The 25,727-nt window shown below is 58.5% G+C and carries 19 protein-coding genes; 8 read left to right on the forward strand and 11 right to left on the reverse strand.

Features of this window, described 5'->3' with window-relative positions:
* Positions 1–161: 161 nt before the first annotated feature.
* The 3 genes from ldtD to ACSBQS_RS04300 all read left to right on the forward strand — a co-directional run bounded on the left by ldtD (position 162) and on the right by ACSBQS_RS04300 (position 3,411).
* Positions 162–1,970 (forward strand): L,D-transpeptidase, encoded by a 1,809-nt coding sequence (gene ldtD, locus ACSBQS_RS04290; RefSeq protein ID WP_071991639.1) that lies wholly within the window; start codon positions 162–164, stop codon positions 1,968–1,970.
* A gap of 180 nt (positions 1,971–2,150) precedes the next feature.
* Complete coding sequence (locus ACSBQS_RS04295; protein ID WP_004928217.1) at positions 2,151–2,699, forward strand: YcbK family protein; 549 nt, start codon at positions 2,151–2,153, stop codon at positions 2,697–2,699.
* 64 nt (positions 2,700–2,763) lie between these two features.
* Positions 2,764–3,411, forward strand: coding sequence for an MBL fold metallo-hydrolase (locus ACSBQS_RS04300; protein WP_033642573.1), 648 nt, complete (start codon positions 2,764–2,766; stop codon positions 3,409–3,411).
* A 74-nt stretch (positions 3,412–3,485) separates the two neighbouring features.
* Here ACSBQS_RS04300 and ACSBQS_RS04305 read toward each other — a convergent pair whose 3' ends face one another.
* The 5 genes from ACSBQS_RS04305 to ACSBQS_RS04325 form a co-directional block, all read right to left on the reverse strand.
* Positions 3,486–4,676: an amino acid aminotransferase gene (locus ACSBQS_RS04305; RefSeq protein ID WP_033642574.1), complete on the reverse strand. Its 1,191-nt coding sequence runs from the start codon at positions 4,674–4,676 to the stop codon at positions 3,486–3,488.
* 245 nt (positions 4,677–4,921) lie between these two features.
* Positions 4,922–6,031 carry a porin OmpC gene (gene ompC, locus ACSBQS_RS04310; RefSeq protein ID WP_269474401.1) on the reverse strand — a complete coding sequence of 370 codons (1,110 nt, stop codon included), beginning with the start codon at positions 6,029–6,031 and terminating at the stop codon, positions 4,922–4,924.
* Between the two features lie 301 nt (positions 6,032–6,332).
* Positions 6,333–7,733, reverse strand: a complete 1,401-nt coding sequence (gene asnS, locus ACSBQS_RS04315; RefSeq protein WP_033642576.1) for an asparagine--tRNA ligase — start codon at positions 7,731–7,733, stop codon at positions 6,333–6,335.
* Between the two features lie 217 nt (positions 7,734–7,950).
* Positions 7,951–9,156, reverse strand: a complete 1,206-nt coding sequence (gene pncB, locus ACSBQS_RS04320; RefSeq protein ID WP_047024938.1) for a nicotinate phosphoribosyltransferase — start codon at positions 9,154–9,156, stop codon at positions 7,951–7,953.
* 255 nt (positions 9,157–9,411) lie between these two features.
* Complete coding sequence (locus ACSBQS_RS04325; protein WP_342162950.1) at positions 9,412–11,112, reverse strand: GGDEF domain-containing protein; 1,701 nt, start codon at positions 11,110–11,112, stop codon at positions 9,412–9,414.
* Positions 11,113–11,448: 336 nt separating this feature from the next.
* Between ACSBQS_RS04325 and pepN the strand changes: the two genes are divergently transcribed.
* A complete protein-coding gene (gene pepN, locus ACSBQS_RS04330; RefSeq protein WP_033642579.1) occupies positions 11,449–14,067 on the forward strand; it encodes an aminopeptidase N in 2,619 nt (872 codons plus the stop codon).
* 51 nt (positions 14,068–14,118) lie between these two features.
* Here pepN and ssuB read toward each other — a convergent pair whose 3' ends face one another.
* Genes ssuB through ssuE form a run of 5 tightly spaced genes read right to left on the reverse strand, consistent with a single transcriptional unit; the run spans position 14,119 to position 18,431 of the window.
* Complete coding sequence (gene ssuB / locus ACSBQS_RS04335; RefSeq protein ID WP_042784124.1) at positions 14,119–14,892, reverse strand: aliphatic sulfonates ABC transporter ATP-binding protein; 774 nt, start codon at positions 14,890–14,892, stop codon at positions 14,119–14,121.
* Positions 14,889–15,683 (reverse strand): aliphatic sulfonate ABC transporter permease SsuC, encoded by a 795-nt coding sequence (gene ssuC, locus ACSBQS_RS04340; protein WP_434989748.1) that lies wholly within the window; start codon positions 15,681–15,683, stop codon positions 14,889–14,891. Before ssuC ends, ssuB begins: the two co-directional genes overlap by 4 nt.
* Positions 15,684–15,694: 11 nt before the next feature.
* Positions 15,695–16,843, reverse strand: coding sequence for an FMNH2-dependent alkanesulfonate monooxygenase (gene ssuD, locus ACSBQS_RS04345; protein WP_016928301.1), 1,149 nt, complete (start codon positions 16,841–16,843; stop codon positions 15,695–15,697).
* Between the two features lie 19 nt (positions 16,844–16,862).
* Complete coding sequence (locus ACSBQS_RS04350) at positions 16,863–17,828, reverse strand: sulfonate ABC transporter substrate-binding protein (RefSeq protein WP_033642582.1); 966 nt, start codon at positions 17,826–17,828, stop codon at positions 16,863–16,865.
* 24 nt (positions 17,829–17,852) lie between these two features.
* Complete coding sequence (gene ssuE / locus ACSBQS_RS04355; RefSeq protein ID WP_197749598.1) at positions 17,853–18,431, reverse strand: NADPH-dependent FMN reductase; 579 nt, start codon at positions 18,429–18,431, stop codon at positions 17,853–17,855.
* 258 nt (positions 18,432–18,689) lie between these two features.
* Here ssuE and pyrD point away from each other — a divergent pair, with 258 nt between their 5' ends.
* Entirely contained in the window at positions 18,690–19,700 is a 1,011-nt protein-coding gene (gene pyrD / locus ACSBQS_RS04360; RefSeq protein WP_197666399.1) for a quinone-dependent dihydroorotate dehydrogenase, read from the forward strand.
* A 176-nt stretch (positions 19,701–19,876) separates the two neighbouring features.
* On the forward strand, positions 19,877–20,425 hold the full coding sequence (locus ACSBQS_RS04365) for a cell division protein ZapC (RefSeq protein ID WP_004928171.1): 549 nt from the start codon (positions 19,877–19,879) through the stop codon (positions 20,423–20,425).
* A gap of 6 nt (positions 20,426–20,431) precedes the next feature.
* Here the strand turns inward: ACSBQS_RS04365 and ACSBQS_RS04370 are convergent, their stop codons facing one another.
* A complete protein-coding gene (locus ACSBQS_RS04370) occupies positions 20,432–21,535 on the reverse strand; it encodes a YcbX family protein (RefSeq protein ID WP_434989750.1) in 1,104 nt (367 codons plus the stop codon).
* Between the two features lie 103 nt (positions 21,536–21,638).
* On the opposite strand from ACSBQS_RS04370, the gene rlmKL reads away from it, so the two are divergent.
* Both rlmKL and ACSBQS_RS04380 read left to right on the forward strand, forming a co-directional pair.
* Positions 21,639–23,765 (forward strand): bifunctional 23S rRNA (guanine(2069)-N(7))-methyltransferase RlmK/23S rRNA (guanine(2445)-N(2))-methyltransferase RlmL, encoded by a 2,127-nt coding sequence (rlmKL, locus tag ACSBQS_RS04375; protein ID WP_434989751.1) that lies wholly within the window; start codon positions 21,639–21,641, stop codon positions 23,763–23,765.
* 5 nt (positions 23,766–23,770) lie between these two features.
* Positions 23,771–25,675 carry an ABC transporter ATP-binding protein gene (locus tag ACSBQS_RS04380; protein WP_046686785.1) on the forward strand — a complete coding sequence of 635 codons (1,905 nt, stop codon included), beginning with the start codon at positions 23,771–23,773 and terminating at the stop codon, positions 25,673–25,675.
* Positions 25,676–25,727: the final 52 nt, after the last annotated feature.

Genomic DNA, 25,727 nt, shown 5'->3' on the forward strand with positions numbered 1-25,727 from the left:
GCGTGGATGATAGTCCTGCTTTTTTATCCGTTGAAAAGCGGTTAGTTTAATCAGATAAACAGTAATTCGACGTCCGCAGGGCGAAACGGCCTTTCTGTTTGTATACTGAAGCTATATGCAGTTTTTTGACGTTTTTTTTGTGAGCATACAGGGGGCAAGGGATGTTGCTTAAAAAGGGAAACTCTCTACGACGTTTGGCGCTGAGTGGCGCTATCGCCTGTAGTCTTGTGTCGTCGTTTTCCGCATTGGCCACCGTAACGGCGTTACCGGTGGCATCAGCAGGCATGTCCGTTGCGCAGAGCCGTTCTGAACTGCTGGCCGCGTTGCCGCGCGGCATGGATCTGCACTACCTTTCCACGCTGGCGCCGCTGTATGCGGCGAATCATATGCAGCCGATGTGGCAGGATCGCGAGGCCGTTCAGCAGTTTCAACAGCAGCTGGCCGAGCTGGCGATGTCCGGCGTGCAGCCGCAGTTCACCCAATGGGTGAAGATGTTGACCAATCCGGCGCTCAATGACGTAGGCCGCGATGTGGTGCTGTCCGATGCGATGTTGGGCTATTTGCAGTTCGTGTCCGCTATCGGCGCCAACGGCACCAGTTGGCTGTACAGCAATATTCCCTACAAGCTTGGCTTGCCGCCCACTGCGGTGATCAACCAATGGCAGCTGGCGGTGCGTCAGGCGCGCACGCTGAGCTACGTGAATTCGCTCGCGCCGCAGCACCCGCAATACGCCAAGATGCATCAGGCGCTGCGCGATATGCTGGCGGATAACCGCCCCTGGCCGCAGGTGGGCAGCGGCCCGAGCCTGCGCCCAGGACAAATGAGCAACGATATTCCTGCGCTGCGTGAGATCCTGACGCGCACTGGCATGCTGGCCGCTTCGGCGCCGGAGGCCGAGCCGGAGCCGGCGGTCGTCTCGGCGAAGAGCAATGAGCCTGATGACGGCGGGCTGACGGTAGACGAAGAGAAGGGGCGTGTGACGGTCAGTCCGTCGGCGGCGCCGGTGACGGAGTTGACCGCTGAACAGACGCCGCCGCAGGTCGGCAGCGTGGTGAGCGACAACCTCTATACCAACGAGCTGGTGGAGGGCGTCAAGCGTTTCCAGAAATGGCAGGGGCTGACGGCGGACGGCGTGATCGGCGTGCGCACTCGCGAGTGGCTCAACGTGTCACCGAAAACCCGCGCCGCGCTGCTGGCGCTGAATATCCAACGTCTGCGAATTTTACCGGGGCATGTCGGCACCGGCATTATGGTGAATATTCCCAACTACTCGCTGACCTACTACCAGAACGGCAACGAAGTGTTGTCCTCCCGCGTTATCGTCGGGCGGCCGAGCCGCAAGACACCGCTGATGAGCAGCGCGTTGAACAACGTGGTGGTCAACCCGCCTTGGAACGTACCGACTACGCTGGTGCGTGAGGATATCGTGCCGAAGGCGATGCGCGACGGTAACTATTTCCAGAAACACGGCTATACCGTGCTGTCGGGTTGGAGCAACGATGCGGAGGTGATCAACCCGGCGATGATCGACTGGAGCATGGTCTCTGCGCGCAACTTCCCGTATCGCGTGCGCCAGGCGCCGGGTGCCACCAACTCGCTGGGGCGTTTCAAGTTCAATATGCCGAGTTCGGACGCGATCTACCTGCACGATACCCCGAACCACAGCCTGTTCCAGAAAGACATTCGCGCGCTCAGCTCCGGCTGCGTGCGGGTGAACAAGGCTTCCGATTTGGCGAATATGCTGCTGCAGGATGCCGGCTGGAACAATAGCCGCGTTTCCTCCACGCTGAAAGAAGGGAATACCACTTATGTGAATATTCGCCAGCGTATTCCCGTAAAACTGTATTATCTGACCGCCTGGGTTTCGGATGACGGCCAACCGCAATTCCGTACAGATATTTACAATTATGATAATACGGTGAGATCGGGCGCACAAATTTTGGCTCAGGCCAAAAAATTAATGCAGTAAATGCAGTAATTATAAATAAATAACGGTCAGAATGTTTGGCTATACCGCAGGCCCTCTTACCTGGGGGCCTGTAAACCTAGGCGTATCGCGGGTTGACTCAGCATACGCAGGCGGTTATGGTTCGGACAGTGCGCTGTTTTGTGCATTTATTTTGACATTCTTGCCGGGTTTAACAGAGTCATGGACAAAATTGATCATCATCGCCGTAAATGGCTGGCGCTAGGCGGCGCAGCTATGGGCATAGCGCTGCTTCCAGGGCAGGCGTTTGCCAGTCTTTCCACCGCTCGACCGCGTATTTTAGTGTTGAATAACCTGAATACCGGTGAATCTATTAAAGCCGAGTTCTTTGACGGCAAAGGCTACAATAAAGAAGAGTTGGTTCGGCTAAATCATCTGTTCCGCGATTATCGCGCCAACAAGGTTAAATCGATCGATCCCAGTTTGTTTGATCACCTCTATCGCCTGCAGGGGCTGCTGGGTACCAGCAAGCCGGTGCAGCTGATCTCCGGTTACCGTTCCGTAGATACCAACAACGAATTGCGCGCGCACAGCCGTGGTGTGGCCAAGCACAGCTACCATACCAAGGGCCAGGCGATGGATTTCCATATTGAAGGTATCCAATTGAGTAATATCCGTAAAGCGGCGTTAAAAATGCGCGCTGGTGGTGTAGGATATTACCCACGTAGCAACTTCGTGCACATCGATACCGGCCCGGTTCGGAGCTGGTAATCGCGGTGCCCTCAGTGAATAACGCCGCTCCTTGCGGAGGCGGCGTTATTGTCGTTGGAGCCTTATGAAATACCATCTTATTCCCGTTACCGCTTTTAGCCAGAATTGCAGCCTGATCTGGTGTGAAAACACGCAGCAGGCGGCGTTGGTCGATCCCGGCGGCGAAGCGGAAAAAATCAAAGCGGAAGTGGCGAAGCAGGGTGTGACAATCACGCAGATTTTGCTGACGCACGGCCATTTGGATCACGTCGGCGCGGCGGCGGAGCTGGCGGAACATTATCAGGTGCCGATTTACGGCCCGGATAAAGAGGACGCTTTTTGGCTGGATGGTTTGCCGGCGCAGAGCCGGATGTTCGGGCTGGAAGAGTGTGCGCCGCTGACCCCGACCCGTTGGTTGTCGGAAGGCGATGAGATGCAGGTGGGCGAGATGAAGCTCAAGGTGTTGCATTGTCCTGGGCACACACCGGGCCACATCGTCTTTATCAATGAACAGGCGCGTTTGGCGCTGGTGGGTGATGTGCTGTTTAACGGCGGCGTGGGGCGCAGCGACTTTCCGCGCGGTGACCATCAGGCGCTGATCGCCTCTATTCGCACCAAGCTGTTGCCGTTAGGCGACGACATGCGCTTTATTCCCGGCCACGGTCCAATGTCGACCTTCGGTCACGAGCGCCAGACCAACCCGTTCCTGCGCGAAGAGCCGGCGGTGTGGTAACGATCATTTCCCGGCAGAAATAATTAAGGGGCGCATAGCGCGCCCCTTCAAACTGGTGGCTTTCGCCGACGCGCTTAGAGCACGGCGACGATGGCTTCACACAGCGGCGCCATATTGTCCGGCGTCATGCCCGCCACGTTCACCCGGCCCGAGTTCACAGCGTAAACGCCAAACTCTTCACGCAGACGCAGCACCTGCTCTTTGGTCAGGCCGCTGAACGAGAACATGCCGTTCTGCTGGATGATGAAGCTGAAGTCCTGCTGCGCGCCTTTCTCCTGCAGGGTGTTCACAAACAGCTGACGCATGCGGTGAATGCGTTGGCGCATATCGGTCAGCTCTTGTTCCCACATCGCGCGCAGCGCATCGTTGCCCAGAATGGTGGCGACAACGGCGGCGCCGTGTGACGGCGGGTTGGAGTAGTTGGCGCGAATGGCCGCTTTCACCTGGCTGAAGGCGCGATCGGCGGTTTCGGCATCGGCGGCTACAATAGTGCAAGCGCCGACGCGCTCATTGTACAGACCGAAGTTTTTCGAATAGGAACTGGCGACGATCAGTTCTTTATGTTTGGCGGCGAAAATACGCAGGCCCTGCGCATCTTCTTCCAGGCCGTTGGCGAAGCCCTGATAAGCGAAGTCGAACAGCGGCAACCACCCGTTGGCGACGGAAAGTTCAGCCAGCTGCGCCCACTGTTCCGGCGTTGGATCGATACCGGTCGGGTTATGGCAGCAGCCGTGGAACAGCACGACATCGCCGGCCTGCGCCTGTTTCAGGCTGTTCAGCAGACCGTCAAAATCCAACGCGTGGTTGGCGGCGTCATAGTAGGCGTATTCCAGCACTTCCAGGCCCACGGCGCTAAAGACGTTCTTGTGGTTCGGCCAGCTTGGGTTGCTGATCCAGATGCGCTTGGCGCTGGTCTGGTTGGCGATAAAGTCTGCCGCCACGCGCAGGCCGCCGGTGCCGCCAGGCGTCTGTGCGGTGCGCGCGCGGCGATCGGCGACGATCGGGCTCTCTTTACCGAACAGCAGCTCTTGCGTGCAGCTGGCGAATGCCGGGATGCCCTCAATGCCGAGATAGTTTTTGGTGGTCTCATTTTCCAACAGATACTGTTCAGCTTTCTTTACGCTGGTCAGCACCGGGGTTTTACCGGTTTCGTCTTTATAAACGCCAATGCCTAAATTGATTTTATTCGGGCGGGCGTCGGCGCGGAAAATGTCGGTCAGGCCCAGGATCGGGTCGGCGGGTGCGGCGGTGATTTTTTCAAACATGTCAGGTGCTTCCAAATCTCGGAGTTAAGCAGACAGAAGCATCAGGGTAGCGCCAGTTATCGGCTTTGCCAACCGTTTGCGATAAAAACACCGAGATCTTATGAACGTGAAGGATTCGACAGAAAAAATGATGGGGAAGGGGGAATCGGCAGGATAAAAAGTTACCGGCTGATACAAACAAAAACAGGGCCGAAGCCCTGTTTTTTTAACTTAGCCGACGGTGAACCGCCGATAAGCGAGACAACTTAGAACTGGTATACCAGACCAACGCCTACGATATCGTCAGTTGCGATGCCGTTAGCTTTGGTGAAGTCGTTGTCATCCAGCAGGTTGATTTTGTAATCAACGTAGGTGGACATGTTTTTGTTGAAGTAGTAGGTGGTACCAACAGAAACATATTTAACCAGGTCAGCGTCGCCGCCGTTGAAGCGAGCGCCGTGCGCGGTGCGGCCAGCCAGATCCTTGCCTTTAGACTGTAGGTAAGACACTTCTGGGCGCAGACCGAAGTCGAACTGGTACTGAGCGGTCACTTCGAAGTTCTGAGTTTTGTTAGCGATAGTCAAGTCAGACTCGCCGTATGGGGTCATGTTGCGAGTTTCTGCATACATCGCCGCCAGGTAGACGTTGTTGGCGTCGTATTTCGCGCCCACGGTCCATGCGTCAGCTTTGTCGCCTTTAGCGGTAGCGTTAAGCTTCTGATCGTCGGTACGGTTGGAGGACGCATAGGCAGCGCCGAAGCTTACGCCTTCGCCGATGTCATAAGTAGAGGAGAGGCCCCAGCCGTCGCCGTTCTGTTTTTTCAGAGCACGGCTGTCGTTCTGGTTTTTACCCTGGTACTGAACGGCGAAGTTCAGACCGTCAACCAGACCGAAGAAGTTGTTGTTACGATAGGTCGCAACGCCGTTGGTACGGCCGGTCATGAAGTTGTCGGAGTAGGTGTAAGTATCGCCACCGAACTCTGGCAGCATATCGGTCCAGCCTTCCACGTCGTACAGTACGCCGTAGTTACGGCCGTAGTCGAAGGAGCCGTAGTCAGCGAATTTCAGACCGGCGAAGCCCAGACGGGTTTTGGTGCCTTCGGTGCCCTGAGATTCGGCGTGGTTGGACTGAACGTTGTATTCCCACTGGCCGTAACCGGTCAGTTGGTCAGTAATCTGGGTTTCACCTTTGAAGCCGAAACGAACATAGGTCTGATCGCCGTCATTACCTTTGTCTTTGGAGAAGTAGTGCAGACCGTCAACTTTGCCGTACAGATCCAGCTTGTTGCCGTCTTTGTTGTAGATTTCAGCTGCGTTTGCTGCACCAGCAGCCAACAGAGCCGGGATTACCACTGCAAGAATGTTGCGCTTCATCATTATTACCCTCATTGGTGTTATTCGGACACCTTTGCCACTGCCGCCAATAATTCTTTGGGAACTATTGTTGATAGATTGGTGTCGTCCTGTGTCTGAACGCAGTGTTCCATTCACAGGCGGGTTAATCTAGGACGAAAATGATACCAATGTCCCAATCAGGTTGCAAAAGGAAAACATGTGTAACCAAATGTAATTTTTCGGGAACTTTGTGACGTGCGTCAATATTAAAAAATGCGAAAGGCCAGCGATGCTGGCCTTTGTTTTGTAACGAAATCGTTTAAAAAACGTGTGATCGTATAAATTAGAAGCTTGCGTTACGCGGCGTGCGCGGGAATGGAATCACATCGCGCACGTTTTGCACGCCGGTGACATAGGCGATTAAACGTTCAAAGCCCAGGCCGAAACCGGAATGCGGCACGGTGCCGTAGCGGCGCAGATCGCGATACCACCAGTAGTCTTCTTTATTCAGCCCCATCTCTTCCAGACGCTGATCGAGCACGTCGAGGCGTTCTTCACGCTGCGAGCCGCCGATGATTTCGCCGATGCCCGGCGCCAGCACGTCCATGGCCGCGACGGTCTTGCCGTCTTCGTTCATGCGCATGTAGAACGCTTTGATGTCTTTCGGGTAGTTTTTCACCACCACCGGCGCCTGGAAGTGTTTCTCCGCCAGGTAACGTTCATGCTCGGAAGAGAGATCGATGCCCCAGGAAACCGGGTTTTCGAAGGTTTGGCCCGAGGCCAGCAGGATCTCAATGGCGTCGGTGTAGTCCACCTGGGCGAAATCGGAAGACACGAAGCGCTCCAGACGAGCGATAGCGTCTTTATCCACGCGCTCGGCGAAGAATTTCAGATCGTCGGCACGTTCATCCAGCACCGCCTGGAACACATACTTCAGCATGCTTTCGGCGAGGCCGGCGACGTCGTCCAGCGTAGCGAAGGCCACTTCCGGTTCGATCATCCAGAACTCCGCCAGGTGGCGGCTGGTGTTGGAGTTTTCGGCGCGGAAGGTTGGGCCGAAGGTGTAAACCTTCGACAGCGCGCAAGCGTAGGTTTCGCCGTTCAGCTGGCCGGAAACGGTGAGGAAGGCTTCCTTACCGAAGAAGTCTTCGCTGAAATCGACGGTGCCTTTGTCGGTGCGCGGCAGGTTTTCCAGATCCAGCGTGGACACGCGGAACATCTCGCCGGCGCCTTCGGTATCGGAGGCGGTGATCAGCGGAGTAGAGACCCAGAAATACCCATTTTCATGGAAGAAGCGGTGGATCGCCTGCGCCAGAGTATGACGTACGCGCGCCACGGCGCCGATCAGGTTGGTGCGCGGGCGCAGGTGAGCCACTTCGCGCAGGTATTCGATGCTGTGGCGCTTGGCCGCCATCGGGTAAGTGTCCGGATCGTCGACCCAGCCGACCACTTTGATTGCGGTAGCCTGCAGTTCGAAGCTCTGGCCTTCGCCCGGTGAAGCGACGACTTTGCCGGTGACTTCAACCGAACAACCGGTGGTCAGATGCAGCACTTCATCCTGATAATTCGGCAGAGAATTATTAACGACGGCCTGTAACGGATCAAAGCAGGAACCGTCATAGACGGCCAGGAAGGAGATACCAGCTTTTGAATCTCTCCGGGTACGTACCCAGCCGCGTACGGTGACTTCACTGTCAACCGCAGCACGACCTTGCAGTACGTCGACTACAGGCACTACGCTCATAGATTTCTCTCTTTAATAATTTGGTTTAGAAATAGCTTACAACCCAAGAATATGGGGGTAATGGCTATGTTACTTGCCGCGGTGCAGAGCACAAGCAGAAATCATCGGATTGGCGCAACATTTATCGCGGCTGACTGAAAAGAGGGCGTTCGGGATAAAAACAAAAAAGCCGGCGCGTAAACCGGGCCGGCTTTCTTTCTCTCTATATAGAGAAGGTTCAGCTGGCTTTCTTCACCAGCGGCAGATCGAAGGCCTTGCGCAAGGCCCGCACGAATGCCTGGTCCTGGCAGATGGTCTTGCCGGGGCTGTCGGAGAGCTTAGCCACCGGTTTGCCTTTGCATTCGACCAGCTTGATCACGATATTCAACGGTTTAACGCCCGGAATATCACAGGTCAGGCGCGTGCCGATACCGAAGCTGAGATTGATGCGCTGATAGAAGTGGCGATAGAGCGCCAGCGCTTTTTCCAGATCCAGGTTGTCCGAGAACACCAGCGTTTTGCTCATGGGGTCGATGCCCAGTTTCTGATAGTGGGCAATGGCTTTCTCACCCCACTCGACGGGATCGCCCGAATCGTGGCGCAGCCCCTGATAACGCTCGGCGAACTGCGGGCCGAAGTCGCGCAGGAAAGCATCCATGGTAATGCAGTCGGTGAGCGCGATGCCAAGCTGATCCGGGTATTCATCCAGCCAGGCCTGCAATGCGGCGCGCTGGCTGTTGGCCAGCACCGGGCTTATCTGCTGATGCGCCTGGAACCATTCATGCGCCTGCGTGCCGACCGGCGCCAGGCCGAGCTGATGCGCCAGATCGTAATTGCTGGTGCCCGACAGGTACGGGAATTCGGCCTGCAAGGTGCTGACGATGGCCTGTTGTACGCCCTGGGAGAAACGGCGACGGGTGCCGAAGTCCATCAGCTTGAAGCGTGAAAGATCCAAATCGCCCGCCAGCGTCTTGAACTGCGCCAACTTGGTTTGCAGGTGGGCTACCGCCTGTTCCGGCGTCGCCAGCGGAGAACGCCGGCGGTGCACCACTTCGCTGATCACCGCCAGCAGCGGCACTTCCCACATGATCACTTCACGCCACGGCCCGGCGATGCGGATTTGCAGCTTGCCGTTGCGGTTGTCGATGGTCACCTGCTGCGGATCGTATCGGAACGTGCGCAGCCAGCTCAGGTAATCTTGACGGAAGAAGGGCAGGCCCGAAAGGTAAGCGAATTCGGCGTCGGTCAGCGCCAGCTGGCTCATCAGGGCGACCTGCGCGCGGATCTCGTCGGCATATTCGCCCAGCAGTTCGTCGCCGCGGCAGCGGAATTCCGCCGCCACGCTGATCGCGGGATAGCGATGGAAGACTGCTTGCTGCATATGAAGCTTGTAAGCATCGGTATCAAGCAGTGATGTCAAAATCGGGGAAGCGTATTGAGTCATAGCGCGTTACAGCATCCTCGTCAGGCGCGTGTCCAAATCCGGATAATCATAAAAGTGGGGGTGGAGTATACCCGGATTATCCTGTTATTGAAGCTGCATCACACCATAAATCACCGAAGCGGGTCGAGGATTAAACGTGCCTTTATGGCGGGCTGGCGACGGCGGCGGGGGAAAAAAGCCAGATATGCCTGTAAGGTGAATGACTTAGCCTAATTAGTCATAAAAATTATAATGTTAATTATTTTAAACAACAAATCAGATAAACCCGGCCTGGGTGTGCACGCTGACCCGATCCTTGCCGTTCTTTTTGCAAAAATAAAGCGCTTCGTCCGCCTGTTTGATCGCCGCCTGCAGCGCAGTGAACGCGTTGACCGGCGCAATGCCGCAGCTGGTGGTGAAACGCACTTGCCGCCCGTCGGCCAGATTCAGCGTCAGGCGATGGGTGCGGGCGCGCAATTGCTCCATGATGTCCCGCGCGTTGTCCAACGAACAGTTGCCCAGCAGCACCGCGAACTCTTCACCACCGTAGCGGCAGAAGATGTCGCTGGCGCGAAACGCGCGTTGCAACAGATGGCCGAATTCCACCAGCGCCCGGTCACCGACATCGTGGCCGTAGCTGTCGTTGAGCTGTTTGAAGTTGTCGATATCGATCAGGCAAAAGGCCTGCGGGTAGCTACCGTCGCCCAATAGCTGGCATTCGAGGAAGAATTTACGGCGGTTATAAATGTTGGTGAGCGGATCGAGGAAGGAAGAGGCCTCAAGCTCTTTAATCAGCAGCTGTTTCTCGCTTTCCAGCGAGACCTTGTCCAACTGATATTGTCTGAGCTGCTGAATGGCGTCGCTGATGGCGATCAGTTCCCGGCTGTAGAAGGCGTCGTTGCGATCGATATTCATCTCGCCGCGCGACAGCCGCACGATATTGTTGTGGGTTTTGGTCAACCAGCGGTTGATGTTGGTGCAGAACACCAGCGCCGGCAAAATGAACAGCAGCACCCCCAGACCGGCGAGCGCGATCATGCCGTAAATGGTGGTCTGGCTGTCATAAATCTTGTGACGCGAAGCGACGGTTTCCAGCTCGAAGCTGCGTTGATACAGCGTTTGAGAAAGCCCGCTCAACTCGTCGACATAGCGCGAGATCAGCGCGGCGGGGTAGGGCTTTTGGGTATTGATGGCGGTGTATAGCCCATCGGTAATCTGCTTGAGGCGTTCGGTAGACACCTGGCTGAGCAACTGATTGACGATGCTGGTGGTTTGCACGTCGTCGTAGTTGAGCTTCATGAAGATCAACCGGGTGCTCAGCGCGTTCAGGACGCCGGTCAACTGAATGGACTTCAGATAGGCGTCTTTGCGATCGAGCGGGCTGACGTTGACGTCGATAATCTGATCGCTTAACTCCGTCAGTGACATATTCAGCCGGTTGTTGAGGCGAATGGCCTCGAGAAACATAAAGGAGTCGGTATCCACCATTCGGGTATCGTAGGTGTAGCGGTAATAGCTCTTGCTGGTTTGCGAGATGTAATAGGCGCTGTTGATGTTGAACAGGTTGGCGTTGGCGTTGTTGACCTGCGAAAGCTGCAGGTTGTCGTTATCCAGCAACTGTTCCATCAGGCCGATCATCGACAGCGCGGCGATTTTTTGCCGCACACCCAGCTCCCTGGCGACCGTGTCGTTCAGATGCTCGCGGATCCGGGCGATTTTCTCGCGCGCCACCCGATCGGCGGCCAGACACTGCGCGCGAGTGATTTGCGGATCGATCAGGCTCAAGCGTTTGAGACGGTGAGCCTGCAGCGAAGCCTGAAAGGCCTCGGAGATTTCTTTGGCGCGATCGATCTTATACAGGTTGAGCTTGTTATCGCGGTACTCGGTATGGGCTTCGAGCAGTTCCTCGACGATGAACAGCGAGAAGGAGGTCATCAGGCACAGGGTGAAAAAATAGATAGCGTATTTGATTTTCATAGTGCGAGTCATCCCTGAGCCTGATTCGGCAATTATACCATCATGCCGCCTGTGCCGCCTCAACAATGCCGGAGCGCCGCGAAGGCGGTTTTTTAGCATTAAATGCTGATTTTTATTTAGCCATTGGTCACCCGCGCTGCCATCTGGTGGGTGAACTATGATTTGCCTCTGATTTCTTTATCGCGCTTGCCCGGCGGATCTGGGCTTTTCAGCCAGCTGTGATACAGTTTATTCACAATCAGGTTCGCCGAGCGCCGCAGGGGAAATCTCCAGCGACGGCGCGGAGGAGAAGAGCGACCTGGCACCTATAACTCACTGAGACGTTTAAGGGTTTTTATGACACAACAGCCACAGGCAAAATATCGCCACGATTATCGCGCGCCCGATTACACCACGACCGACATCGATTTGGACTTCAGTCTGGACGCGGAAACCACGCGCGTGACCGCCGTCAGTAAAATCAAACGTCAGGGCGCGGCCGGCGCACCGCTGGTGCTGGATGGTGAAGATCTCACGCTGGTGAGCATTCAGGTCGACGGTCAACCGTGGAGCGCCTATCGTCAGCAGGATAACCAGCTGATCGTCGAAGCGTTGCCGGCACAATTCACCCTGACCATCGTCAACGATATTCATCCGGCGAAAAACACCGCGCTGGAAGGGCTGTATCTGTCCGGCGATGCGCTGTGCACGCAATGCGAAGCCGAAGGCTTCCATCATATTACCTATTACCAGGATCGCCCGGACGTGCTGGCGCGCTTTACCACCCGCATTGTGGCCGACAAGGCGCGCTATCCATTCCTGCTGTCGAACGGCAACCGTATTGGCCAGGGTGAATTGGCCGATGGTCGCCACTGGGTGCAATGGCAGGATCCGTTCCCGAAACCTTGCTACCTGTTCGCGTTGGTGGCGGGGGACTTCGACGTGCTGCGCGACAGCTTCACCACCCGTTCCGGCCGTAAGGTCGCGCTGGAGCTGTTTGTCGATCGCGGCAACCTGGATCGCGCCGACTGGGCGATGACCTCGTTGAAAAACTCGATGAAGTGGGACGAGACCCGCTTCGGTCTGGAATACGATCTCGACATTTATATGATCGTGGCGGTCGATTTCTTCAATATGGGCGCGATGGAGAACAAAGGGTTAAATATCTTTAACTCCAAATACGTGTTGGCGAAGGCGGAAACCGCCACCGACAAAGATTACCTGAACATCGAAGCGGTGATTGGCCACGAATACTTCCACAACTGGACCGGCAACCGCGTCACCTGCCGCGACTGGTTCCAGCTCAGCCTGAAAGAGGGGCTGACGGTGTTCCGCGATCAAGAGTTCAGTTCCGATCTGGGCTCGCGTTCGGTCAACCGCATCGATAACGTGCGCGTGATGCGCGGCGCGCAGTTCGCCGAAGACGCCAGCCCGATGGCGCATGCCATTCGTCCGGATAAAGTCATCGAGATGAACAACTTTTACACCCTGACGGTGTATGAGAAAGGTTCTGAAGTGATCCGCATGATGCACACCCTGCTGGGGGAAGAGAACTTCCAGAAAGGGATGCAGCTCTATTTCGAACGCCACGACGGCAGCGCCGCCACCTGCGATGACTTCGTACAGGCGATGGAGGACGCGTCCAACGTGGATCTGTCGCGCTTCCGCCGTTGGTATAGCCAGTCCGGCACGCCGCTGTTGACGGTGCGCGACGAGTACGATGCGGAAACTCAGCAATATCGCCTGCATGTCAGCCAGAAAACCGCGCCGACCGCCGATCAGCCTGAGAAGTTGCCGCTGCATATTCCGCTGGATATCGAGCTGTACGACAGCGAAGGTAACGTCATCGCGCTGCAGAAGGGTGGCCTGCCGGTCAACAACGTGCTGAACGTCACCGAAGCGGAGCAGACCTTCGTGTTCGACGGCGTGGCGCACAAGCCGGTGCCGTCGCTGCTGCGTGAATTCTCTGCGCCGGTGAAACTGGATTATCCGTACAGCGATCAGCAACTGACCTTCCTGATGCAGCACGCGCGCAATGAGTTTGCGCGTTGGGATGCGGCGCAGAGCCTGCTTGCGACCTACATCAAACTGAACGTGGCGCGGCACCAGCAGAAGCAGCCGTTGTCGCTGCCGCTGCACGTGGCCGACGCGTTCCGTGCGGTGTTGCTGAACGAGACGCTGGATCCGGCGCTGGCGGCGCAGATCCTGACGCTGCCGTCGGAGAACGAAATCGCTGAACTGTTCGCCACCATCGATCCGGAAGCGATCGCCGCGGTGCACGAAGCGATCGTTCGCTGCCTGGCGCGGGAGTTGGCCGATGAGTGGCTGGCGGTGTATCACGCCAACAAGACCGACGGCTACCGCGTGGAGCACGCCGACATCGCCAAGCGCGCCTTGCGCAATGTGTGCCTGGGTTATCTGGCGTTCGGCGAAGATGCGGCGCTGGCGGACCAACTGGTGAGCGAACAGTATCGCCAGGCGGATAACATGACCGACTCGCTGGCGGCGCTGTCCGCTGCGGTTGCGGCCCAGTTGCCGTGTCGCGATGCGCTGTTGGCGGCGTTCGACGAGCGCTGGCATCAGGATGGCCTGGTGATGGACAAATGGTTCGTGCTGCAGGGGAGCAGCCCGTCGGCGGATGTGTTGAGCAAGGTGCGTGCGCTGCTGCAACACCGCTCGTTCAGCCTGAGCAACCCGAACCGCACCCGCTCGCTGATCGGCGGCTTCGCTTCCGGCAACCCGGCGGCGTTCCATGCGGCGGATGGCAGCGGTTATCAATTCCTGGTGGAGATCCTAAGCGATCTCAACCAGCGCAACCCGCAGATCGCCGCGCGCCTGATCGAACCGCTGATTCGCCTGAAGCGTTACGACGCCGGTCGCCAGGCGCTGATGCGCAAAGCGTTGGAACAGCTGAAAGGGTTGGAAAACCTGTCCGGCGATCTGTACGAGAAGATCAGCAAGGCGCTCGACGCCTAATCTTTTCACCGTGAATACCCAAAGGGACGGCCTGCGCCGTCCTTTTTTCGTTCAATTCGCCGCCTGGCGTGGGCTGGCCGCGGTGACCGGCGGCGATAACACCCGCTCCAGCACTTCAGCTTCCAGTTCCGCCAGCCTGGCCGACCCTTTGCGGCGTGGCCGCGGCAGATCGATGCTCAGATCCAGTCCGATGTGGCCCTCTTCAATCAGGATCACCCGATCCGCCAGCGCGATGGCTTCGCTGACGTCGTGCGTCACCAGCAGTACGGTAAAACCGTGCTGTTGCCACAGCGATTCTATCAGCCCCTGCATCTCGATGCGCGTCAGGGCATCCAGCGCCCCGAGCGGTTCGTCCAGAAGCAGCAGGCGGGGGCGGTGGATCAACGCGCGCGCCAGCGCGACCCGCTGCTTTTGTCCGCCGGACAGCGCCGCCGGCCAGTCGCGGGCGCGATCCGCCAAACCGACCGCGGCCAGCGCCTGCAGCGCCGCGTCGCGCCAGTGGCCGCGCAGCCCCAGACCCACGTTGTCGATCACCGTTTTCCACGGCAACAGGCGCGCATCCTGAAACATCAGCCGGGTATCCTCTTTGGCGGCGGCAAGCGGCGCATTGCCGCTGAGCAGCGCGCCGCTGCTGGCCTGTTCCAGGCCGGCCAACAGACGCAGCAGGGTGCTCTTGCCGCAGCCGCTGCGGCCGACCACCGCCACGAACTGCCCGGCAGAGATGCGTAGCTGAATGTTATCCAGCACGGTGCGGTTGCCGTAACGTTTGCCGATGGACTCCAGTGTCACCGGCGTGCCTTGCGCAAGGCGAGCGGGAAGGGTCATAGCGCTTCTCCCTGTTTCAGTTGATAGGCCGGATGCCAGCGCAGCCAGACGCGTTCCAGCAGTTGTGCGCCCACGTCCGCCAGCTTGCCGAGCAGGGCGTACAGCACGATCGCCACCACCACCACGTCGGTTTGCAGAAATTCACGCGCGTTCATCGCCAGATAACCGATGCCGGAGTTGGCCGAGATGGTTTCGGCGACGATCAGCGTCAACCACATGAACCCGAGGGCGAAACGCACGCCGACCATAATCGACGGCAACGCGCCCGGCAGCACTACCTGCGTGAACAGGCGAAAACCGCTCAGACCGTAGCTGCGCGCCATCTCCAGCAGGCCGCGATCGATGTTTTTGATGCCGTGATAGGTATTGAGATAAATCGGGAACAACGTGCCGAGCGCCACCAGAAAGATCTTGGCGGATTCATCGATGCCGAACCACAGGATCACCAGTGGGATTAGCGCCAGGTGCGGCACGTTGCGGATCATTTGCACCGAACTGTCCAACAGGCGTTCACCCCAGCGCGACAGCCCGGTAATAAAGCCGAGAATCAGTCCGATGCTGCCGCCGATGCCAAAGCCGATCAACGCGCGCTGGCTGCTGATGCTCAGGTGCTGCCACAGTTCGCCGCTTTGGCTCAGGCGCCAGAAGGCGGCCAGCACCGCACTCGGCGCCGGCAAAATGCGGTTGGACAGCCAGCCGGTTTCGACGGCGACTTGCCAGATGATCACCAGCGCCAGCGGCAGCGCCCAAGGGGCCAGCCGGTTCAGGATGCGTTGCGCGTTCTTTGCCATCGGGGCGCTCCTCAGCTCTGCGACACTTTTTGCGGAACATAGATGTTGGCCACCACTTCGCCCTGCGGGCGCACCGGTTGAAGGCGCGCGGGCGTTTCCTCCTGCGCCAGATCGAGGTGAGGAAACAGCAGTTCGCCGACGCGGTAGGCCTCTTCCAGATGCGGATAGCCGGAGAGAATAAAGGTGTCGATGCCCAGATCGGCGTATTCCTGCATGCGCGCCGCGACCGTCGGGCCATCGCCCACCAGCGCGGTGCCGGCGCCGCCGCGCACCAGGCCGATGCCGGCCCACAGGTTCGGGCTGATCTCCAGATTATCCTTCTTGCCGCCGTGCAGCGCCGCCATGCGCCGTTGGCCGACGGAGTCGAAGCGGGCAAAGGCCTGCTGCGCGTTGGCGATGGTTTCCTCATCGAGGTGAGCGATCAGCCGATCGGCGGCGCGCCAGGCCTCTTCGGTAGTTTCCCGCACGATGACGTGCAGACGGATGCCGAAGCGTACCTGCCGGCCCTTCGCCGCCGCTTTGGCGCGCACCTCTTCGATCTTCTCTTTGACCTGCGCCGGCGGCTCTCCCCAGGTGAGGTACATTTCTACCTGCTCGGCGGCCAGATCCTGCGCGGCGGCGGAGGATCCGCCGAAATAGAGCGGCGGGCGCGGTTGCTGCACCGGCGGGAACAGCAGTTTGGCGCCTTTCACCTGAATATGCTTGCCGTGGAAATCGACGGTTTCACCTTCCAGCACCCGGCGCCAGATATGAGTGAACTCGGTCGAGGCTTCGTAACGCTCTTCATGACTGAGATGTAACCCCTCCGCCGCCAGCTCTTCCGGATCGCCGCCGGTGACCAGATTGAACAGGGCGCGCCCGTTGGACAGGCGATCCAGCGTCGCCGCCTGACGCGCCGCCAGCGTAGGGGAGATGATACCCGGCCGCAGCGCGACCAAAAATTTCAGCCGCTGGGTGACCGGGATCAGCGAGGCGGCCACCAGCCAGGAGTCTTCGCAAGAGCGACCGGTGGGGATCAGCACGCCGCCGAATCCCAGCCGGTCCGCCGCTTGGGCGATTTGTTGCAAGTAACCGTGATCGACGCTGCGAGCGCCCTGTGCGCTGCCAAGATAGTGGCCGTCGCCGTGGGTGGGTAAAAACCAGAAAACGTTCAGGCTCATCGTCAATGCTCTCCCGTATTTATTGCGCGCTTGGGCGCCAGATGCGTTGCGAGATGTCGACCTTCACCGGCACCAGCCGGTTGGCGTAAAACAGGTCGGCGGTTTGCTGCTGCGCGGCGATCGTATGCGCATCGAGCGGTGTGATGGCGGTCGGGGGACGGTGATCCAGATAGCTGGCGATCACCGGTTCCGGCAGCCCCATGGCGTTGGCCAGCAAGGTCACGCTTTGCGCCCGGTCGCTGCGGGTGAGCGCATCGGCCTGGGTCAGCACCGTCAGGACCTGGCTGATAAAGGCGCCATTGGCTTCGACATAAGGGCGCGCCGCCAGATAGAAGGAACCGGTCTGGTTCAGATCGGTGCCGTCGCCGAGCACCCGAACGCCGCCCTGCAACAGCGCGGCGGAATAATAAGGATCCCAGATAGCCCAGGCATCGACGTTGCCCTGCTGGAATGCGGCGCGCGCATCGGCGGGGGTCAGGTAGGCGGGTTGGATATCCGTAAATTTCAGGCCGGCCTTTTGCAGCGATCGCAGCAGCAGGTTGTGTGAGCTGGATCCTTTCTGAAATGCGACCTTATGGCCTTTCAGATCGGCGACGGTTTTGATCGGGCTGTTTTCCGGCACCAGGATCACTTCCGCCTTCGGTTTGGGCGGCTCAACGCCGACATACAGCAGGTCCGCCCCGGCGGCCTGCGCGAAGATCGGCGGAATATCACCGGTGCTGCCCAGATCGATGCTGCCGACGTTCAAGGCTTCCAGCATCTGCGGGCCGGCGGGAAATTCAATCCAACTGATGCGGGTGGCGGGGAAGCGCTCCTCCAGCAGCCGGTGGCTTTTCGCCAGCACCAGACTCACCGATCCTTTCTGGTAACCGATGCGAAATTGCGCCGGATCCTGCGCGACGGCGGCGTTGGCCCAGACCAGCGACAGCAGGCCGGTGAAGGCCGCTGCGTTCAGCCAACGTCGCAAAGCGTTGCGTTGTTTCATTCAGGCTCTCCTTTTCCAGGCATTTCAGGCGGTTTGACGCGCCGTCAGCGGCGAGGCGACGCGCAGCGCGGGCGGTTTGCGGCGCCCAAGCGCCAGATAGAAACTGGCGAGCGCTTCTTCCAACCGGGTGGCCACGGCGTCGGTGAGCGTGGCGTTTTCGCCGGTCAGCTGGATCTGACTGTCGTCGGCGAACACGCCGTGCAGCACCTCTTGCGCTTTGAGCGCCGCCAGCACCGGTTTCAGCGCATAGTCCACCGCCAGCATGTGACCGACAGAACCGCCGGTCGCCAGCGGCAGCACCACTTTATGGTCCAGCGCGCGTTCCGGCAGCAGGTCCAGCAGGGTTTTCAGCGCGCCGGAGAACGACGCTTTATAAACCGGTGTGGAAATCAGCAGGCCGTCGGCCTGCGCCAGCTGGTCGGCAAACGCCTTGATCGCCGGACTGTTGAAGTTGGCGTACAGCAGATCTTCGGCATCGAAGTCGTGCAGGGTATAGGCCGTCACCTCCACCCCTTGTTGCCGCAGCCAGTTCTGACTCAGCGAGAGCAGCGCGGCGGAACGTGATGGGATGCGTGGGCTACCGGCCAGTGATATAACGCGCATTGCCACTCCTTATAACTAAAAGTTAGGTTTAATTAGAAAATTAATGGGAAGTGTTTTAAACCTACCAGCAACCGGGCGCGTTTTTTAAATCTCATTTTTTGATTTGGATATGCGTAAAAGCGGATTGGCGCCGATTTGGCGGTGACGAGGGAAAACGATTGCGTAAAAACGGCTTTTTTTGCCTTTAATCAATTCCAATTAGGCGGGGGATACCGGATAATACGCCCCCGGTTTGCAACCGGGAAATCAGGAGAGTCCATGTACTACCCCCTCATCAGGAAAGCGTTGTTCCAGCTCGATCCGGAGCGCGCGCACGAAGTGACCTTTCGTCAGCTCAGCCGTATTACCGGCACCCCATTAGCGTTTCTTGTCCGTCAGTCCGTGCCGACCAAACCGGTCAGCTGCATGGGGCTGTCGTTTAAAAACCCGCTGGGATTGGCCGCCGGTCTGGATAAAAACGGCGAATGCATCGATGCGTTCGGCGCGATGGGCTTCGGCCATGTGGAAGTCGGCACCGTGACGCCGCGTCCGCAACCGGGCAACGACAAGCCGCGCTTGTTCCGCGTGGTTGAGGCGGAAGGCCTGATTAACCGCATGGGGTTCAATAACCATGGCGTGGACAATCTGGTTGAAAACGTTAAGAAATCCCATTTCGGCGGCATTCTTGGGATCAATATCGGCAAGAATAAAGACACGCTGGTCGAGCAGGGCAAAGACGATTATTTGATCTGCATGGATAAAGTTTATCCGTATGCCGGATATATCGCGATTAACATCTCTTCACCGAATACGCCGGGGTTACGATCCTTACAGTATGGCGAAGCGTTGGACGATCTTTTGGCTGCGATTAAAAATAAGCAGCAGGAATTACATGCGCGCCATCACAAATATGTGCCGGTAGCGGTAAAGATCGCGCCGGATCTTTCTGAAGAAGAATTGATCCAAATTGCCGATAGCCTGGTGCGGCATAATATCGATGGCGTGATCGCCACCAATACCACGTTGGATCGAAAATTGATCCAAGGGCTGAATTACTGCGAACAAGCGGGCGGGTTAAGTGGGCGTCCGTTGCAATCACGCAGCACCGAAGTGATCCGTCGCCTCTCCACCGAACTGCAAGGGCGTCTGCCGATTATCGGCGTAGGCGGCATCGATTCGCTGACGGCGGCGCGCGAAAAAATGGAGGCCGGCGCGAGCCTGCTGCAAATTTATTCCGGATTTATCTATCACGGCCCGCGTTTGATTAAAGATATCGTTACCCATATCTAATATTTTTCCTCTCATTTTATTCCGGGGGTTTATTTCTGCCCCCGGCTCGTCTATATTTTGTTCGTTAGCTTAAATATCGTTCGCGGAATTATCCGATGTTTAAGCTATTTCATCGGTGATAAAATCGCCTTTTAGGGTGAGTGCGGCGTTGGCATGGGCAGCGAGAAGGATACGAAATGAAGATAAAACCTGACGATAATTGGCGTTGGTATTTTGATGCCGAACACGATCGGCTAATGCTGGATTTAGCTAATGGTATGATCTTTCGTTCACGTTTCCCGGCCAAAATGTTAACGCCGGACGCCTTCGATGAATGCGCTTTTTGCGTGGATGACGCCGCCCTTTATTTCACCTATGAAGAACAGTGCAAGCAGGTCAAGCTGAGCCATGAACAGCGCGCCGAGCTGGTGTTGAATGCGCTGGTCGCCTACCGCTTCCTGAAACCGCTGATGCCGAAGAGCTGGCATTTCTCGCAGCAGCACTACCCGTTGCAGCCGAAAAACGGCGAGCTGGCGGCGGTGAAAGTGATGGAAAGCGGCGCGGAAGCGCGCCTGCTGGTGGTGGAGGCCGGGGATAACGCCAGCCTGTGCCTGCTGGCGCAAAATCAGCTGACGGTCGCCGGCCGCACCATGGTCTTGGGCGACGCCATCAAGGTGATGCACGATCGGCTGAAACCTTGCGCGCAGGATGAAAGCGCCGCCCCGGCTTACGACAGGGCGGTATAAGGCGGATTACGCCAACGTCAAATCAGTTTTCGGGATGCAGCTGCAGCACAGGATGGTGCCGTTGTCGCCCAGCGCGCTTTTCTTCAGGGGCGCGACTTCACCGCTCAGCAATGTAATGCGGCAGCTGCCGCAAATCCCGGCGCGGCACGAGTAAGGCACGCGAATGCCTTGCTGTTCCAGTTGTTCGAGCAGGATCTGCTGGTTATTGCCGGTAAATACCTTTCCTTCATATTCGATCGTGACGCTGTGCGCGCTGTCCTGCGGCGCCTGCATGCTCTCCACCACTTTACCTGCGCCATAAGGGCGCGGCGGCTTGGTTGACAAGACTTCCACCGTATCGCCCACGCGAATGATGCCGCTGTTGCGCGCGGTCATATTCTGGCCGAAATCGATGTCGCCGTTGTCGGCGGAGCGGAATTTTTGCAGCGTGCTGAGCGGTTCGCCGCTCGGGTGCTTGCGGCCACGCTCGGTGCTGACGGTGGTGAGCACGCAGCGGCTGCAGGGTTTCACCAGATCGAACATCACATCGCCGACGCGGATCACCTGCCAGCCGTCTTCAGCCCAGGCGGTAGCGCCGCTCACCACCAGATTGGGGCGGAACTGTTCCAGCTTGATGCTGCCGGGGCAACGCTGCTGCAGGTCGTTGAACGAGGCTTGGTTAATCAGCAGATAAGGGTAGCCGTCGGCAAACGTCAGCGGGATTTCAGGGTGTTTCTTGACCCGGCGGGTCAGCTCCGGCCCCAGCCAGCGCAGCTGCACGTCGCGCTGGAAATAGCCGCTCAGCCAGCCGTTGATCTCATCCGGCGCGATCAGCGCGGTGAAATGGTTGCCCCACACCTCGGTCGGCTGCGGCGTGGCCGCGAAGTCGCTGAAGCGAATGGCGGCGCTTTCACCGTCCGGCGCGGTCAGAAACAGCCCGTCCGGCAACAGCGCCGGCGTGAACAACACCATCTGCGGATATTGGCGCGCGGTAATAAAGGTGCCGTCCGGTTCGGTGATCATAAAGTTGCGGTCAAAGGCCAGACCGCTGCTGCCGACCTGGGCGTAGGAAAGCTGCAAGCCGCGCAGTGATTTAACCGGATGGACGTAGAGTCTGGAAAGCGTGATCACCCTTATCTCCGTGCGATGATTAAATAGAAGGGAGCAACTTTATGACAAGCGGTGCGGATTAGCTATAATGCGCAACAATTTTCTTTTTGGTGATAAGTACGATATGAACTCTCTGTTTGCCAGCACGGCGCGTGGATTGGAAGAACTGTTAAAAAGCGAGCTGGAAACGCTTGGCGCTCACGACTGCAAAGTGGTGCAGGGCGGGGTACATTTTCAGGGTGACGATCGTCTTCTGTACCAAAGCCTGCTGTGGAGCCGCCTGGCTTCGCGCATTTTGTTGCCGCTGAACGAATTCCGCGTGCACAGCGACCTGGATCTGTACCTCGGCGTGCAGGCGATTGACTGGCCGAGCATTTTTGGCGTGGATAAAACCTTCGCCGTGCATTTCAGCGGCGTGAACGAAGAGATCCGCAACAGCCAGTATGGCGCGCTGAAGGTGAAAGACGCCATCGTTGACAGCTTCACCCGTAAGCTCGACCAACGCCCGACGGTTGCCAAACAGCAGCCGGACATTCGCGTTAACGTCTTCCTGCAACGCGATATGGCCAGCGTGGCGCTCGATCTGAGCGGCGAAGGCCTGCACCAGCGCGGCTACCGCGATCTCACCGGCCAGGCGCCGTTGAAGGAAAACCTGGCGGCCGCCATCGTGTTGCGTTCCGGCTGGCAGCCGGGCACGCCGATGCTCGATCCGATGTGCGGCTCCGGCACGCTGTTGATCGAAGCGGCGATGATCGCCGCCGGTCGCGCGCCGGGCCTGCACCGTCAACACTGGGGCTTCAGCGCCTGGAATGGTCACAACGCCGAACTGTGGCGTGAAGTCACCACCGAAGCGCAGGTGCGCGCGCGTCGCGGCCTGCAGGAAACTACCTCTCGCTTCTTCGGTTCCGATATCGATCGTCGGGTGATTGAGATGGCGCGCGGCAACGCCCGCCGCGCCGGCGTCCCCGAGCTGATCACCTTCAACGTCGGCGATGTCGCGCGCTTGACCAACCCGCTGCCGGAAGGCCCGCACGGCACGGTGATCAGCAACCCGCCGTACGGCGAGCGTCTGGAAAGCGAACCGGCGCTGATCGCGCTGCACAACATGCTGGGCCGCGTGATGAAAAGCGCCTTTGGCGGTTGGCAGCTTTCGCTGTTCAGCGCCTCGCCGGAGCTGTTGAGCTGCCTGCAGCTGCGCGCCGAGCGCCAGTTTAAGGCGAAGAACGGCCCGCTGGAGTGCGTGCAGAAAAACTATCAGCTGGCGGCAAGCCCGGCCGGCAACGCTACCGGCGGCGTGCAGGTGGCGGAAGATTTCGCCAACCGTCTGCGCAAGAATTTGAAGAAGCTCGACAAGTGGGCGAAGCAACAAGGCATCGAATGCTACCGCCTGTACGACGCCGATCTGCCAGAATACAACGTCGCGGTGGACCGTTACGGCAGCAAGGTGGTGGTGCAGGAGTATGCGCCGCCGAAAACCGTCGATGCGCAGAAGGCGCGTCAGCGCCTGTTCGATGTGATCAACGCGACGCTGGCGGTGCTGGAATTGCCGTCGAATCAGCTGATCCTGAAAACCCGCGAGCGGCAGAAGGGCAAAAACCAGTACGAGAAACTGGCGCAGAAGGGCGAGTTCTTGCTGGTGGAAGAGTATAACGCCAAGCTGTGGGTCAACCTGACCGACTATCTCGATACCGGCCTGTTCCTCGATCACCGCATTGCGCGCCGTATGCTGGGCGAGATGAGCGGCGGCAAGGACTTCCTCAACCTGTTCGCCTATACCGGCACCGCCAGCGTGCATGCCGGGCTGGGCGGCGCGCGCAGCACCACCACGGTGGACATGTCGCGCACCTACCTGGAATGGGCGGAGAAGAACCTGCGCGCCAACGGCCTGACCGGCCGCCAGCATCGGCTGATCCAGGCCGACTGCCTGTCGTGGCTGAGCAATGCCAATGAACAGTTCGACGTGATCTTCATCGATCCACCGACGTTCTCCAACTCCAAGCGGATGGAGAACACCTTTGACGTGCAGCGCGATCACCTGGCGCTGATGAAAGATTTGAAACGGTTGCTGCGTCGCAACGGGACCATCATGTTCTCGAACAACAAGCGCGGTTTCCAAATGGATATGGCAGGGCTGAGTGCGCTGGGCCTGGAGGCGAAAGAGATCACCGCCAAGACGCTGTCGCAGGATTTTGCCCGTAACCGTCAGATCCACAACTGCTGGCTGGTGACTCACGCCGGCGAAGGAAAATAATTACTATGTCGTTAATCAGCATGTCCGGCGCCTGGCTCTCTTTCAGCGATGCGCCATTGTTAGACAACACCGAAATTCATATCGAAGACAACGAGCGCGTGTGTCTGGTCGGGCGCAACGGCGCCGGCAAATCCACGCTGCTGAAAATCCTCGGCAAAGAGATCCCGCTGGACGACGGCCGGGTGATCTACGAACAGGATCTGATCGTGGCGCGTCTGCAACAGGATCCGCCGCGCAATATCGGCGGCAGCGTGTTCGATTTCGTGGCGGAAGGCGTCGCGGAGCAGGCGGAACACCTGAAGGCGTATCACGCGATCTCCCACCTGGTGGAAAGCGACCCGAGCGAGAAAAACCTGGCGCGCATGGCGCAAATCATGGAGATCCTCGATCACCAGGGGCTGTGGCAGCTCGACAGCCGCATCAGCGAAGTGCTGCTGCAGCTGGGGCTGAACGGCGACGCAGAGCTTTCCTCGCTGTCCGGCGGCTGGCTGCGCAAAGCGGCGCTGGGCCGCGCGTTGGTGAGCTCGCCGCGCGTGTTGTTGCTCGACGAACCGACCAACCACCTGGATATCGAAACCATCGACTGGCTGGAAGGTTTCCTGAAAGAGTTCGACGGTAGCATCGTCTTCATCTCGCACGACCGTTCGTTTATCCGCAACATGGCGACGCGCATCGTCGATCTGGATCGCGGCAAGCTGGTTTCCTGGCCGGGTAACTACGATCTGTACCTGCAGAGCAAAGAAGAAGCGCTGCGGGTGGAAGAGCTGCAAAACGCCGAGTTCGACCGCAAGCTGGCGCAGGAAGAGGTCTGGATCCGTCAGGGCATCAAGGCGCGCCGCACCCGCAACGAGGGCCGCGTGCGCGCGCTGAAGGCGCTGCGCGTCGAGCGTTCAGAGCGCCGTGAAGTGATGGGCACCGCCAAGATGCAGGTGGAAGAGGCGACCCGCTCCGGCAAAATCGTATTCGAGCTGGAAGACGTCAATTATCAGGTTGGCGAAAAGGTGCTGGTGCGCGGTTTCTCCGCCCAGGTGCAGCGCGGCGACAAGATTGCGCTGGTGGGGCCGAACGGCTGCGGCAAAACCACGCTGCTGAAACTGATGCTCGGTCAGCTGAAAGCCGACAGCGGCCGCGTGCACTGCGGCACCAAGCTGGAAGTGGCCTATTTCGACCAGCACCGGGCCGATCTCGATCCTGAGCGCACGGTGATGGACAACCTGGCGGAAGGCAAGCAGGAAGTGATGGTCAACGGCCGTCCTCGCCACGTGCTGGGCTACCTGCAGGACTTCCTGTTCCACCCGAAACGCGCGATGACGCCGGTGAAGGCGCTGTCGGGCGGTGAGCGTAACCGCTTGCTGTTAGCTAAGCTGTTTCTGAAACCGAGCAATCTGCTGATCCTCGATGAACCAACCAACGATCTCGACGTCGAAACGCTGGAGCTGCTGGAAGAGCTGATCGACGGCTATCAGGGCACCGTGTTGCTGGTCAGTCACGATCGTCAGTTCGTCGACAACTCGGTGACCGAGTGCTGGATCTTCGAAGGCAATGGCGTGATCAACGCCTTCGTCGGCGGTTACTACGATGCGCATCACCAGCGCGCGACAGCGAAACCGATTCGTCAGGCGGCGCCGAGCGCGAGCAAACCGGCGGCGGAGAAAAAGGCCGAACAGCCGAAGAAAGCGGCGGCCAAGCTGAGTTACAACCTGCTGCGCGAACTGGAACAGTTGCCGCAGCGGCTCGAACAACTGGAAGCGGAAATCGAAGCGCTGCAGGCGCAGATGAGCGATGCCGACTTCTTCACGCGGCCGCACAGCGAAACGCAAGAAGTGCTGACGGCGTTGGCTAACGCTGAGCAGGCGCTCGAGCAGGCCTTCGCCCGCTGGGAAGAGCTGGAAGCGATGAAAAACGGCTGACCGTTGCGATACCGCCCGCGCGCTGCTGCGGGCGGTATCGACGTGCCGGTGA

Source organism: Serratia sp. H402Y (assembly GCF_051172415.1).
In the GTDB taxonomy this organism is placed as follows: Bacteria; Pseudomonadota; Gammaproteobacteria; order Enterobacterales; family Enterobacteriaceae; genus Serratia; species Serratia ureilytica.